This window comes from Streptomyces sp. NPDC107581, assembly GCF_055657175.1.
Genome location: NZ_JBVKBH010000003.1, coordinates 388,108 through 400,658, shown reverse-complemented (window position 1 = coordinate 400,658; position 12,551 = coordinate 388,108). Strand labels below are relative to the sequence as shown.

The 12,551-nt window shown below is 73.2% G+C and carries 12 protein-coding genes; 9 read left to right on the top strand and 3 right to left on the bottom strand.

Annotated elements, in window-relative coordinates:
- Positions 1-260 precede the first annotated feature (260 nt).
- Both ACZ7P3_RS08545 and ACZ7P3_RS08540 read right to left on the bottom strand, forming a co-directional pair.
- Entirely contained in the window at positions 261-1,064 is an 804-nt protein-coding gene (locus ACZ7P3_RS08545) for a DUF3097 domain-containing protein (protein ID WP_472079946.1), read from the bottom strand.
- Between the two features lie 34 nt (positions 1,065-1,098).
- Positions 1,099-1,848, bottom strand: coding sequence for an MBL fold metallo-hydrolase (locus ACZ7P3_RS08540; RefSeq protein WP_472079945.1), 750 nt, complete (start codon positions 1,846-1,848; stop codon positions 1,099-1,101).
- Between the two features lie 382 nt (positions 1,849-2,230).
- Between ACZ7P3_RS08540 and hrcA the strand changes: the two genes are divergently transcribed.
- The 5 genes from hrcA to ACZ7P3_RS08515 all read left to right on the top strand — a co-directional run bounded on the left by hrcA (position 2,231) and on the right by ACZ7P3_RS08515 (position 6,858).
- Positions 2,231-3,247: a heat-inducible transcriptional repressor HrcA gene (gene hrcA, locus ACZ7P3_RS08535; protein WP_472079944.1), complete on the top strand. Its 1,017-nt coding sequence runs from the start codon at positions 2,231-2,233 to the stop codon at positions 3,245-3,247.
- Positions 3,248-4,384, top strand: coding sequence for a molecular chaperone DnaJ (gene dnaJ, locus ACZ7P3_RS08530; RefSeq protein ID WP_472079943.1), 1,137 nt, complete (start codon positions 3,248-3,250; stop codon positions 4,382-4,384). It begins immediately after the preceding gene.
- A gap of 202 nt (positions 4,385-4,586) precedes the next feature.
- Positions 4,587-5,705 carry a nitronate monooxygenase gene (locus ACZ7P3_RS08525; protein ID WP_472079942.1) on the top strand — a complete coding sequence of 373 codons (1,119 nt, stop codon included), beginning with the start codon at positions 4,587-4,589 and terminating at the stop codon, positions 5,703-5,705.
- Positions 5,702-6,448: a 16S rRNA (uracil(1498)-N(3))-methyltransferase gene (locus tag ACZ7P3_RS08520; RefSeq protein WP_472079941.1), complete on the top strand. Its 747-nt coding sequence runs from the start codon at positions 5,702-5,704 to the stop codon at positions 6,446-6,448. Before ACZ7P3_RS08525 ends, ACZ7P3_RS08520 begins: the two co-directional genes overlap by 4 nt.
- A gap of 17 nt (positions 6,449-6,465) precedes the next feature.
- Complete coding sequence (locus ACZ7P3_RS08515) at positions 6,466-6,858, top strand: VOC family protein (RefSeq protein ID WP_472079940.1); 393 nt, start codon at positions 6,466-6,468, stop codon at positions 6,856-6,858.
- Here the strand turns inward: ACZ7P3_RS08515 and ACZ7P3_RS08510 are convergent.
- Positions 6,800-7,192, bottom strand: a complete 393-nt coding sequence (locus tag ACZ7P3_RS08510) for a hypothetical protein (RefSeq protein WP_472079939.1) — start codon at positions 7,190-7,192, stop codon at positions 6,800-6,802. The genes ACZ7P3_RS08515 and ACZ7P3_RS08510 overlap by 59 nt on opposite strands.
- Positions 7,193-7,292: 100 nt before the next feature.
- On the opposite strand from ACZ7P3_RS08510, the gene ACZ7P3_RS08505 reads away from it, so the two are divergent.
- The 4 genes from ACZ7P3_RS08505 to ACZ7P3_RS08490 all read left to right on the top strand — a co-directional run bounded on the left by ACZ7P3_RS08505 (position 7,293) and on the right by ACZ7P3_RS08490 (position 12,549).
- Positions 7,293-7,871 (top strand): hypothetical protein, encoded by a 579-nt coding sequence (locus ACZ7P3_RS08505; protein WP_472079938.1) that lies wholly within the window; start codon positions 7,293-7,295, stop codon positions 7,869-7,871.
- A gap of 46 nt (positions 7,872-7,917) precedes the next feature.
- Positions 7,918-11,136 (top strand): S41 family peptidase, encoded by a 3,219-nt coding sequence (locus ACZ7P3_RS08500; RefSeq protein ID WP_472079937.1) that lies wholly within the window; start codon positions 7,918-7,920, stop codon positions 11,134-11,136.
- Positions 11,137-11,283: 147 nt separating this feature from the next.
- Entirely contained in the window at positions 11,284-11,637 is a 354-nt protein-coding gene (locus ACZ7P3_RS08495; protein ID WP_472079936.1) for a histidine triad nucleotide-binding protein, read from the top strand.
- A gap of 6 nt (positions 11,638-11,643) precedes the next feature.
- Positions 11,644-12,549 (top strand): ribonuclease Z, encoded by a 906-nt coding sequence (locus ACZ7P3_RS08490; RefSeq protein ID WP_472079935.1) that lies wholly within the window; start codon positions 11,644-11,646, stop codon positions 12,547-12,549.
- Positions 12,550-12,551: the final 2 nt, after the last annotated feature.

Sequence of the window (12,551 nt, the reverse complement as noted above, 5' to 3'; positions counted from 1 at the left end):
GTCCGGTGACCCGGTGCAGCTGCCGGTCGTGGGCATCGACCTGGATACGAGCCGGTTCGGCACTCGTCCGCCGCTGACTGTTTCGCCGTGACGATCAGCTCTTCCGCCGCTGACTGTTTCGCCGTGACGATCAGCTCTTCCGCTGCTGACTGTTTCGCCGTGACGATCAGCTCTTCCGCTGCTGACTGTTTCGCCGTGACGATCAGCTCTTCCGCCGCCGACCGCTACGCCGTGACGATCAGCTCTTGCACCGCCGACCGCTACGCCGTGACGAAATCGATCAGCTCCTCCACCCGCCCCAGCAGCTCCGGCTCCAGGTCCTTGTAAGACCCCACCCGCTGCAGAATCGCCTGCCACACCGCGCCCGTGTTCTCCGACGGCCACCCCAGTGCCCGGCACACCCCCGTCTTCCAGTCCTGCCCGCGCGGCACCTTCGGCCAGGCCGCGATCCCCACCGAGGCCGGCTTCACCGCCTCCCAGATGTCGATGTACGGGTGGCCCACCACCAGCGCGTGCTCGCTGGTCACCGACTCCGCGATGCGCCACTCCTTCGTGCCCGGGACGAGGTGGTCCACGAGCACCCCGAGCCGCGCGTCCGGACCCGGCGCGAACGACGACACGATCGACGGCAGGTCGTCCACGCCCTCCAGGTACTCCACGACCACGCCCTCGACGCGCAGGTCGTCGCCCCACACCTTCTCGACCAGCTCGGCGTCGTGCCGGCCCTCGACATAGATGCGGCCGGCGCGGGCCACGCGGGCGCGGGCCCCCGGGACCGCGACCGAGCCGGAGGCCGTACGGGTGGGACGTACCGGAGCCGTGGACGACGGCCGCACGAGCGTCACCGCCCGCCCCTCCAGCAGGAAGCCGCGCGGCTCCAGCGGGAACACCCGGTGCTTGCCGAAGCGGTCCTCCAGCGTCACCGTGCCCGCCTCGCAGCGGATCACCGCCCCGCAGAACCCCGTACCGGGCTCCTCCACCACCAGGCCCGGCTCCGCCGCCACCTCCGGCACAGGCCGGGACTTCTTCCACGGAGGGGTCAGGTCGGCGGAGTACTGGCGCATTCGAGTGACGATAGGAGAAGTCGCGGACCGGCGCTCACGACACGCCGAAACGGGCTGCCAGCTCGTCGCGTTGCCGTCGTACGAACGCCGCGTCGACCACCGCTCCGTGACCGGGCACGTACAGCGCGTCCTCGCCGCCGAGGGCGAGCAGCCGGTCCAGGGCGTCCGGCCAGCGGGACGGCACGGCGTCCGGGCCCGCCTGGGGTTCGCCGGACTCCTCCACCAGGTCGCCGCAGAAGACGATCTCCGGGGACCCCGCGACCCCCGCGACCCCCGGGACCGCGGGGACGAGCACCGCGAGGTCGTGGGCCGTGTGGCCGGGACCCACGTTGGCCAGCAGTGCCTGGCGGCCGCCGCCGAGGTCCAGCGTCCACTCGCCGGAGACCGGATGGCGGGGCGGGACGAGCGCGTCCACCGCCTCGTCCGCGTCCGAAGCGGGCAGGCCGTTCCTGATCGCGTCCAGGCGCAGTTCCTCGCGCTCGTGGGCGAACACCGCGTCGACGCCCACCGCCCCGTACACCTCCGCCCCGGCGAAGGCGGCCGCGCCGAAGACATGGTCGAAGTGGGGGTGGGTGAACGCGAGATGAGTCACATGCAGGCCTGCCAGCTGCTGTGCGCGCTCCCGCACCCGGGCGCCCTCGGCCAGACTCGACCCGGCGTCCACCACCAGCGCCGTACCCGCGCCGAGGACCAGGCCCACGGTGCAGTCCCAGCCGGGCAGCCGGCACCGCCCGACCCCGGCGGCCAGCCGCTCCCACCCCGCCTCTTCCCAAGTCACCGTCATACCGTGACGCTAGGGCCTGCCTTCCGGATCCGCTCGCAGACGCGGGGCCGGCACGCACATCTGCCGCGTTGTCGTCGGTTGCCGATTCCCCCGCGCCCGGCTCCGCTCGCGCGGGGGGACCCCCATCGCGTCGACGCCCTCCTCCGCCTTGCAGCTGCACGCACCGGCCCCCGCCCGGGTCGGCCGGACACGTACCGTGGCTTTCCTGCGACCTGATCCAGAAGGCAGGCCCTGGCTGTTCAACCAGGTAAGGCGGCAGCGACCTTGCCCAGTCAGTACCCCACGGCCGTACACTGGCCCGGGGAACTCTGGCACTCGGACACGCAGAGTGCCAGGCGGACGACCGAAGGGCCCAGGGACGACATGCTGGAGGTGCGCGCGGATGCTGAGTGAACGCAGGCTTCAGGTGCTGCGCGCCATCGTCCAGGACTACGTGGGCACCGAGGAGCCGGTGGGGTCCAAGGCGCTCACCGAGCGGCACAACCTCGGCGTCTCCCCGGCGACCGTGCGCAACGACATGGCCGTCCTGGAGGACGAGGGGTTCATCGCCCAGCCGCACACCAGTGCCGGGCGCATCCCCACCGACAAGGGCTACCGGCTCTTCGTGGACAAGCTCGCGGGCGTCAAGCCGATGACGGCGCCCGAACGGCGGGCCATCCAGAACTTCCTGGAGGGCGCCGTCGACCTCGACGACGTGGTGGCGCGCACCGTGCGGCTGCTCGCGCAGCTGACCCGGCAGGTCGCCGTCGTGCAGTACCCGTCCCTGACCCGGTCCACCGTGCGGCACGTGGAACTGCTCTCGCTCGCACCCGCGCGCGTGATGCTCGTGCTGATCACGGACACCGGCCGGGTCGAGCAGCGGATGGTCGACTGCCCGGCGCCGTTCGGCGAGGCGTCCCTGGCCGATCTGCGGGCGCGGCTGAACAGCAGGGTCGCGGGCCGCCGGTTCACCGATGTGCCGAAGCTGGTCGAGGACCTGCCGGAGGCCTTCGACGCCGAGGACCGCGGTACGGTCTCCACAGTGCTCTCCACTCTGCTGGAGACACTGGTCGAGGAGAACGAGGAGCGGCTGATGATCGGCGGTACCGCCAATCTCACCCGCTTCGGACATGATTTCCCCCTCGTGATCCGGCCCGTCCTGGAGGCCCTGGAGGAGCAGGTCGTGCTCCTCAAGCTCCTCGGCGAGGCGAAGGATCCGGGCATGACCGTGCGCATCGGGCACGAGAACGCCCATGAGGGACTCAACTCAACCTCCGTCGTGTCGGTCGGCTACGGTTCGGGCGGCGAGGCGGTTGCCAAGCTCGGCGTGGTCGGACCGACCCGCATGGACTACCCGGGAACGATGGGAGCGGTACGCGCAGTGGCACGGTACGTCGGACAGATCCTGGCGGAGTCGTAAGTGGCCACGGACTACTACGCCGTTCTCGGCGTGCGCCGCGACGCGTCGCAGGATGAGATCAAGAAGGCGTTCCGCCGGCTCGCGCGCGAGCTGCACCCGGACGTCAACCCCGACCCGAAGACCCAGGAGCGGTTCAAGGAGATCAACGCCGCTTACGAGGTGCTGTCGGACCCGCAGAAGAAGCAGGTCTACGACCTCGGCGGCGACCCGCTCTCCCAGTCGGGCGGCGCCGGTGCGGGCGGCTTCGGGGCCGGTGGCTTCGGCAACTTCTCCGACATCATGGACGCGTTCTTCGGCACGGCGTCGCAGCGCGGGCCGCGCTCGCGCACCCGGCGCGGCCAGGACGCCATGATCCGGATCGAGGTCGAGCTGGACGAGGCGGCCTTCGGGACGACCAAGGACATCCAGGTCGACACGGCCGTCGTCTGCAACACCTGCAACGGCGAGGGCGCGGCTCCGGGAACGTCCGCCCAGACATGTGACATGTGCCGCGGCCGCGGCGAGGTCTCGCAGGTCACCCGGTCCTTCCTGGGCCAGGTCATGACCTCCCGCCCCTGCCCCCAGTGCCAGGGCTTCGGCACCGTCGTGCCGACCCCGTGCCCGGAGTGCGCGGGCGACGGCCGGGTCCGCTCCCGCCGCACCCTCACCGTGAAGATCCCGGCCGGTGTCGACAACGGCACCCGGATCCAGCTCGCCGGCGAGGGCGAGGTCGGGCCCGGCGGAGGTCCGGCCGGCGACCTGTACGTGGAGATCCACGAGCTGCCGCATCCCACCTTCCAGCGGCGCGGCGACGACCTGCACTGCACGGTCACCATCCCGATGACCGCGGCGTCCCTCGGCACCAAGGTGCCGCTGGAGACGCTGGACGGGATGGAGGAGGTCGACATCCGGCCCGGTACGCAGTCCGGGCAGTCGATCCCGCTGCACAGCCGGGGCATCACGCATCTGCGCGGCGGCGGCCGGGGCGACCTGATCGTGCACGTCGAGGTCCTGACGCCGACCAAGCTGGACCCCGAGCAGGAGCGCTTGCTGCGGGAGCTGGCGAAGCTGCGGGGTGAGGAGCGTCCGACGGGCCAGTTCCAGCCGGGGCAGCAGGGACTGTTCTCGCGGCTGAAGGACGCGTTCAACGGGCGCTGACGTCGGATGGAGGCCCGGGGGCACCGGCCCCCGGGCAGCCACCGCCGGCCGGGGCGGCAAGAGCCGTTCCCGCTGTCGAAGGACGCCTCCGGCGGGCGCCGGGCCGTCGCGCACGGGGTGCTTCGGGACCCCCTATGCCGGTGACCTATGCCACGGGAAGCCCGGATTCGGACTTGTTCACAGGACGTGACAACATGCCGTCATGTCCTCCGCGCTGACCGATCTCTTCCCCCAGCCGATCGTGCAGGCCCCCATGGCGGGCGGTGTCTCCGTCCCGCAGCTCGCCGCCGCCGTGTCCGAGGCGGGCGGTCTCGGTTTCCTCGCCGCCGGATACAAGACCGCCGACGGCATGTACCAGGAGATCAAGCAGCTGCGGGGGCTCACGAGCCGTCCCTTCGGCGTGAACGTGTTCATGCCCCAGCCCGAACACCCCGGTGCGGGCACCGGCACCACGGGAGCGGCCACCACCACGCCCCCTTCCGGAGCCGTCGAGGTCTACGCCCACCAGCTGGCCGGCGAGGCCGCCTGGTACGAGACCGAGCTGGGCGACCCCGACAGCGGCCGGGACGACGGCTACGACGCCAAGCTCGCCGTGCTCCTCGACAACCCGGTGCCGGTGGTCTCCTTCCACTTCGGCGTCCCGAGCCGCGAGGTCATCGACTCCCTGCGCCGTGCCGGAACCTTCACCCTGGTCACCGCCACCACCGCCGAGGAGGCCCGCGCGGTCGAGCGGGCCGGGGCGGACGCGGTGATCGCACAGGGCGTGGAGGCCGGCGGCCACCAGGGCAGCCACCGGGACGTCCCGGAGAACGACGGCTCCGGCATCGGCCTGCTCTCGCTGGTCGCACAGATACGGGAGACCGTGGGCATCCCGATCGTCGCCGCCGGCGGCCTGATGCGCGGCAGTCAGATCGCCGCCGTGCTCGCGGCGGGCGCGAGCGCGGCCCAGCTGGGCACGGCGTTCCTCGCCACCCCCGAGTCCGGCGCGAACGCCCTGCACAAGCAGGCGCTCACCAACCCCCTGTTCGCGCGCACCGAGCTGACCCGCGCCTTCTCCGGCCGCCCGGCCCGCGGCCTGGTCAACCGCTTCCTGCGCGAACACGGCCCGTACGCCCCCGCCGCCTACCCCGAGATCCACCACCTGACCTCGCCGCTGCGCAAGGCCGCCGCCAAGGCCGGGGACGCGCAGGGCATGGCGCTGTGGGCGGGCCAGGGACACCGGCTGGCCCGGGAGGTTCCGGCCGGGCGGCTGGTGGAGGTGCTGGCGGGCGAACTCGCCGACGCCCGGACAGCGTTGTCGGCCGGGGGTGACCCGCGATGACCGCCCCGGTCTTCGTCGTCGAGCACTTCGACGCGGACAGCCACCGGTACGTCCTGGACGGCCCCGAGGGTCGGCACGCCGTCTCCGTGAAGCGGCTGCAGCCCGGTGAGGAGGTCGTCCTCACCGACGGCGCCGGCCGCTACGCGGTGTGCGAGGTGATCGGCACCGAGGGCAAGGACCGGCTGATCGTCCACCTGGCATCGGTCTCCGAGGAGCCCGAGCCCGCCCCGCGCATCACCGTCGTCCAGGCCCTGCCCAAGGGCGACCGGGGCGAGGTCGCCGTCGAGACCATGACCGAGGTCGGCGTCGACGCCGTCGTGCCCTGGCAGGCGGCCCGCTGCATCACCCAGTGGAAGGGCGACCGCGGGCTGAAGGCCCTCGGCAAGTGGCGGGCCACCGCCCGCGAGGCCGGCAAGCAGTCCCGCCGGGTCCGCTTCCCGGAGGTCGCGGACGCAGTGACGACCAAGCAGGTTGCCGCACTTCTCGCCAAAGCCGATTTCGCCGCCGTCCTCCACTCCGACTTCGAGCACGGCAGCACCCCGCTCGCCACCGCCGAACTCCCCGCCGAGGGCGAGATCGTGCTGGTCGTCGGGCCCGAAGGCGGCGTCTCCCGGGACGAGCTGGCGCTCTTCCAGGAGGCCGGCGCGCGGGCCTATGTGCTCGGGCCCACCGTGTTGCGCACATCCACCGCCGGCACCGCCGCCGCGGCTCTCCTGCTGGGCCGCACCGGCCGCTGGTCCTGACCCCAGGGAGCATCACCGTGGAACTCGCCCAAGTCCGGCTGCTCGTCACCGACTTCGCCGCCTGCTACCGCTTCTACGCCGACGTCCTCGGGCTCAAGCCGCAGTCCGGGGCGACCGAGGGACCGTACGAGAAGTTCAGCCCGCACACGGGCTCCGCCGGGATCGCGCTGCAGGACCGCGCGATGATGGCCGAAGTCCTGGGCGAGCTGGGCGAGGAGGCCTGCGGTCACCGCTCCCTGGTCGTCCTGCGCGTCGACGACCTCGACGCCTACTGCGCCGGGATCACCTCCCGCGGCGCCACCCTGCTGCACGGCCCGGCCCTCATGACCGACCGTATGCGGGTGGCCCACCTCAAGGACCCGGAGGGCAATCTGGTGGAGCTTCAGGAATGGCTCCTGCTGCGCGCCTGACGACGACGGCCGGCAGCAGCTCCCAGCCGTCCACCTCGCCGGCGGCGGGCCCGCGCCGCAGCACCTCGTCCACGAAGGCGCGTACGGCACCGGGCTCGTGCAGATTGACCCAGCGCCCCTGCTCGTCGGCCACGAGCCCGGAGTGGGCGTAGCCACCGTCGGCGACCACGCGGCCGGGCCCGCCCCGGAAGACCACCCGCACCACCCCTTCGTTCCGGGACAGCGTCAGCACCTCCCGGCAGGGCCCTTCGCGGGAGTGCCGGTGCCGGACGGTCCACCGCCACTCGTCCCCCTCGCCCACGACCAGCCGCCGGACCCTGCGTGTGCTGCGCATCGGGCCAGCGTACGGAACCGCCCGGGCGGAGCGCAGGTTCAGGTCACGTGGCCGTTTCCGGTCTACCGCCCGGTCCGGCGCCGGTGGGACGCTGCCCTGCATGGGGCCTTTGAAGCGCAGTGGGCAGCGGACGCGGCGGGCGCGCGGGACCCGGGTGGCGGCCGGAGCAGGGCTCGCGGTGGTGGCCCTGGGGGGCGTGGTGGCCTGTGAGCCCGGCGGACTCAGCTCGGCCATGGTCGCGTACACCACCGACAAGACCGCGACGGACGAACTCAAACAGCACCACGTGGGCGTGAGTTGGCTCACCTGCACCGGAAGCTTCACCGCCGGCTTCGGGAAGACCCGTGCCCCCTCGACCTCGACGACACAGACCGTCGTCTCCGTCGACTGCCAGGGGCAGACCACGGACAAGCGCAAGATCACCGTCACCGGGAAGGTGACCAGGGTCGTCGACGGGGCCTGTGTGCGCGGGAATCTGACGGCGGAGGTCGCAGGCAGGCAGGTGTTCCGCGTCAGCGGCCTCGGCAACTGCAGTGCCACGCCCCGCGTGACGTACAAGCCGCCCTCCTACCACCCCACGTACCACCCCGCCCCCCGGCAGCCGGCCCCCACCGTCACCGTCACCCGGACCATCTGGTGCAAGGGCGATCCCACCTGCTGGCCCGCGCAGGGCAAGTGATCGGAACCGGGAGCGCGGTGCGGCGGCCGCTGCGTAAGGTGACGGGGTGACTCAGGGCGCTTCGACGGGATCCACGGCGGCTTCCGCCTATCTCCGATTTCCCCATCTGCACGGCGACTTGGTGACCTTCGTCGCCGAGGACGACGTGTGGCTGGCACCCCTCGACGGGGGCCGGGCCTGGCGGGTCAGCGCCGACAACGTGCCGGTGACGCTGCCCCGGATCTCGCCCGACGGCACCGCCCTCGCCTGGACCTCCACCCGGGACGGCGCACCCGAGGTGCACCTCGCCCCGGTGGCGGGAGGCCCCGCCGAGCGGCTGACGCACTGGGGCAACCGGCGCACCGAGGTGCGCGGCTGGACCCCGGACGGGCAGGTGCTCGCGCTCAGCGCGCAGGGCCGGCCCAGCACCCGCCGGACCTGGGCGCACGCCGTCCCGCTCGACGGCGGACCCGCCACCACGCTGCCCTACGGCCCCGTCGGCGGCGTGGCGTTCGGGCCGGCCACCGTGCTGCTGTCCGCGCCGATGGGCCGGGAAGCCGCGTACTGGAAGCGCTACCGGGGCGGCACGGCGGGCAAGCTGTGGATCGACCGCGCCGCGGACGGCGCCTTCGTACGGCTGCACGAGGAGCTGGACGGGAACATCGAGTGCCCGGTGTGGGCCGGCGACCGGATCGCCTTCCTCTGCGACCACGAGGGCACGGGTGCGCTGTACTCCTCGCTCGCCGACGGCTCCGACCTGCGCCGGCACACCCCCCTCGACGGCTTCTACGCCCGCCACGCGGCCGGTGACGGCACCCGGGTCGTCTACAGCTCGGCCGGTGAACTGTGGCTGCTGGACGACCTGGAGGGCGCCGAGCCGCGTCGGCTGGAGGTGCGGCTGGGCGGGCCGCGCCTGGACCTGCGGCCGTATCCGGTGAACGCGGCGCGGTGGTTCGGGGAAGCGGCACCCGACCACACCGCGCGCGGCAGCGCCGTCGGTGTCCGCGGCGGCGTGCACTGGGTCACCCACCGCGCCGGGCCCGCCCGCGCCCTCACCGCCGCGCCCGGTGTCCGGGCCCGGCTGCCGCGCACCTTCCGCGCCGAGGGCGAGGAGTGGGTGGTCTGGGTGACGGACGCCGAGGGCGACGACGCCCTGGAGTTCGCCCCCGCGACCGGGCTCGCCCCGGGCACCACCGCCCGGCGGCTCGCCGCCGGCCGGCTCGGCCGGGTCCTGGAGCTGGCCGTGGCACCCGACGGCAGCCGGGCCGCCGTCGCCTCGCACGACGGGCGGCTGCTGCTCGTCGAGCGGGAGAGCGGCGAGGTGCGCGAGGTGGACCGCAGCGACGACGGCGAGGTCAGCGGCCTCGTCTTCTCACCCGACTCCGGCTGGCTGGCCTGGGCCCACCCCGGCCCCCGCCCGCTGTCCCAGCTGCGGCTCGCCCACACCACCGACCTGTCGGTCACCGAGGCGACCCCGCTGCGCTTCCAGGACTACGCGCCGGCCTTCACCCTGGACGGCAAACACCTCGCCTTCCTCTCCCACCGCGCCTTCGACCCGGTCTACGACGAACACGTCTTCGATCTCGCGTTCGTGGTCGGCGCCCGCCCGCACCTGATCACCCTGGCCGCCACCACCCCCTCGCCCTTCGGCCCGCAGCGGCACGGCCGCCCCTTCGAGGCCCCCGACAAGGACGAGACCCCCGACAGCGAGGGCACCCCGGTCACCCGCATCGATCTGGAAGGCCTGGCCGACCGGATCGTGCCCTTCCCCGTCGAGGCCGGCCGCTACTCCGGTCTGCGCGCGGCCAAGGGCGGCGTGCTCTGGCTGCGACACCCCGTGCACGGCGTCCTCGGTGCCTCCCGCGCCCACCCCGAGGACCCCGGCCCGCACAGCGAGCTGGAGCGCTACGACCTCGCCCAGCGCCGTCTGGAGCACCTCACCTCCGACGCCGACCACTTCGAGGTCAGCGGCGACGGCAAACGGGTCCTGCTGTGGAGCGACGGCCGGCTCCGGGTCGTGCCCGCCGACCGCCGCACCGGCTCCGACGACGACGGCGACAGCAGCGTCACCGTCGACCTCGCCCGCATCCGGCAGACCGTCGACCCGGCGGCCGAGTGGCGGCAGATGTACGACGAGACCGGCCGCCTCATGCGCGACCACTTCTGGCGGCCCGACCTCGACGGCGTCGACTGGGACGGCGTCCTCGACCGCTACCGCCCGCTGCTGGACCGCCTCGCCACCCACAACGACCTCGTCGACCTGCTGTGGGAGGTGCACGGCGAACTCGGCACCTCGCACGCCTACGTCACCCCGTCCGGCGGATCCGGCGGCGGCCCGCGGCAGGGCCTGCTCGGCGCCGACATCTCCCGTCACCAGGACGGCAGTTGGCGCATCGACCGCATCCTCCCGGCCGAGACCTCCGACCCGGACGCCCGCTCCCCGCTCGCCGCACCCGGCGTCGCCGTACGCCCCGGGGACGCGATCGTCGCCGTCGCGGGCCACCCCGTCGACCCGGTGCGGGGGCCCGGACCGCTGCTCGTCGGTACGGCCGGACAGCCCGTCGAGCTGACCGTCGCACCGGCCGACGGGGGCGAGGCGCGGCACACGGTCGTCGTCCCGGTCGCCGACGAGGAGCCGTTGCGCTACCACGCCTGGGTCGCCGGCCGGCGCGCCCACGTCCACCGGGCCTCCGGGGGCCGGCTCGGCTATCTCCACGTCCCGGACATGCAGGCCCCCGGCTGGGCGCAGATCCACCGCGATCTGCGCGTCGAGGTGACCCGGGAGGGGCTCGTGGTCGACGTCCGGGAGAACCGGGGCGGGCACACCTCCCAGCTCGTCGTGGAGAAGCTCGCCCGCCGCATCATCGGCTGGGACGTGCCGCGTGGCATGCGGGCCACCAGCTATCCGCTGGACGCGCCGAGAGGTCCGGTCGTCGCCGTCGCCAACGAGTTCTCCGGCTCCGACGGCGACATCGTCAACGCGGCGATCAAGGCCCTCGGCATCGGCCCGGTCGTCGGCACCCGCACCTGGGGCGGGGTGATCGGTATCGACAGCCGCTACCACCTGGTCGACGGCACCCTCGTCACCCAGCCGAAGTACGCGACCTGGCTGGAGGGTTACGGCTGGGACCTGGAGAACCACGGCGTCGACCCGGACGTGGAGGTGGTCCAGCGGCCGCAGGACTGGGCGGAGGGCCGCGACACCCAGCTCGACGAGGCCATCGCGCTCGCGCTGGCGCAACTGGAGGAGCGGCCGGCCAGGACTCCGCCGGACCTGCCGGCCTGACGGGCGCCCGGCCCGACGACCCGACGGGCGGGACCGTGCCCCGGTGCGGCTCCCGCCGCGTGGGCGCGAACAACCCCCCACCCGCCCGCACCCGACCGACTACGATGCCCCCGTACTGATCACCACCGGCGAAAGCGAGCGCAGCGTATGGCGGGAGAGCCGCAGGACGACTGCCTGTTCTGCAAGATCGTCGCGGGCCACATCCCGGCGACGATCGTCCGAGAGACGGAGACCACCCTCGCCTTCCGGGACATAAATCCCCAGGCACCGACCCACATCCTGGTGATCCCCAAGGCCCACCACAAGAACGCCGCCGAGCTCGCCGCCGCCGCGCCGACGCTCGCCGCCGACGTCCTGCGGGAGACCCAGGCCGTGGCCGACGAGGAAAAGCTGGAGAGCTACCGCGTCGTCTTCAACACCGGCAGCGGCGCCGGCCAGACCGTCTGGCACGCCCACGCGCACGTGCTCGGCGGCCGTGGCATGGAATGGCCCCCGGGATAAGTCGCCATGTCCGTCCGTGAACTGGTGGTCCTCGGCACCGCCAGCCAGGTCCCCACCCGGCACCGCAACCACAACGGCTACCTGCTGCGCTGGGACGCCGAGGGCATCCTGTTCGACCCCGGCGAGGGCACACAGCGGCAGATGCTGCGCGCCGGGGTCGCCGCCCACGACCTGAACCGGATCTGCGTCACGCACTTCCACGGCGACCACTCCCTCGGTCTCGCCGGGGTCATCCAGCGGATCAACCTCGACCAGGTGCCGCACGAGGTCACCGCGCACTACCCGCGCTCCGGCCGGCGCTTCTTCGACCGGCTGCGGTACGCGACCGCCTACCGGGAGACGGTGCGCCTCACCGAGGCGCCGGTCGACGCCGACGGCATCCTCGCGGTGACGCCGTCGTACACCCTGGAGGCCCGCAGGCTCTCCCACCCCGTCGAGTCCTACGGCTACCGGCTGACCGAACCCGACGGGCGCCGCATGCTGCCCGACCGGCTCGCCGCGCACGGGATCAAGGGGCCGGACGTCGGACGGATCCAGCGCGAGGGACGGCTCGGGGACGTGACGCTGGACGAGGTCAGCGAGGTGCGGCACGGGCAGCGGTTCGCCTTCGTCATGGACACCCGGCTGTGCGACGGTGTGCACGCGCTCGCGGAGGGCTGCGACCTGCTCGTCATCGAGTCCACCTTCCTCGACGAGGACGCCCGGCTCGCCGCCGACCACGGACATCTGACGGCCGGGCAGGCGGGGACCGTGGCCCGGGACGCCGGGGTGCGGCACCTCGTCCTCACCCACTTCAGCCAGCGCTACTCCGAACCGGAGGAGTTCGAGCGGCAGGCGCGTGCCGCGGGGTTCGAGGGGGAGCTGACCGTGGCGCACGACCTCCAGCGGGTGCCGGTCCCCAAACGCCGGTGAAA

What these genes read in the sequence shown, in the direction of transcription:
- ACZ7P3_RS08520 (WP_472079941.1), top strand. Translation starts at nt 5,702, where the DNA reads ATGACCGCCCCGGTCTTCGTCGTCGAGCACTTCGACGCGGACAGCCAC.
- ACZ7P3_RS08510 (WP_472079939.1), bottom strand. Translation starts at nt 7,192, where the DNA reads ATGCGCAGCACACGCAGGGTCCGGCGGCTGGTCGTGGGCGAGGGGGAC.
- hrcA (WP_472079944.1), top strand. Translation starts at nt 2,231, where the DNA reads ATGCTGAGTGAACGCAGGCTTCAGGTGCTGCGCGCCATCGTCCAGGAC.
- ACZ7P3_RS08490 (WP_472079935.1), top strand. Translation starts at nt 11,644, where the DNA reads ATGTCCGTCCGTGAACTGGTGGTCCTCGGCACCGCCAGCCAGGTCCCC.
- ACZ7P3_RS08545 (WP_472079946.1), bottom strand. Translation starts at nt 1,064, where the DNA reads ATGCGCCAGTACTCCGCCGACCTGACCCCTCCGTGGAAGAAGTCCCGG.
- ACZ7P3_RS08505 (WP_472079938.1), top strand. Translation starts at nt 7,293, where the DNA reads ATGGGGCCTTTGAAGCGCAGTGGGCAGCGGACGCGGCGGGCGCGCGGG.
- ACZ7P3_RS08495 (WP_472079936.1), top strand. Translation starts at nt 11,284, where the DNA reads ATGGCGGGAGAGCCGCAGGACGACTGCCTGTTCTGCAAGATCGTCGCG.
- ACZ7P3_RS08525 (WP_472079942.1), top strand. Translation starts at nt 4,587, where the DNA reads ATGTCCTCCGCGCTGACCGATCTCTTCCCCCAGCCGATCGTGCAGGCC.
- ACZ7P3_RS08540 (WP_472079945.1), bottom strand. Translation starts at nt 1,848, where the DNA reads ATGACGGTGACTTGGGAAGAGGCGGGGTGGGAGCGGCTGGCCGCCGGG.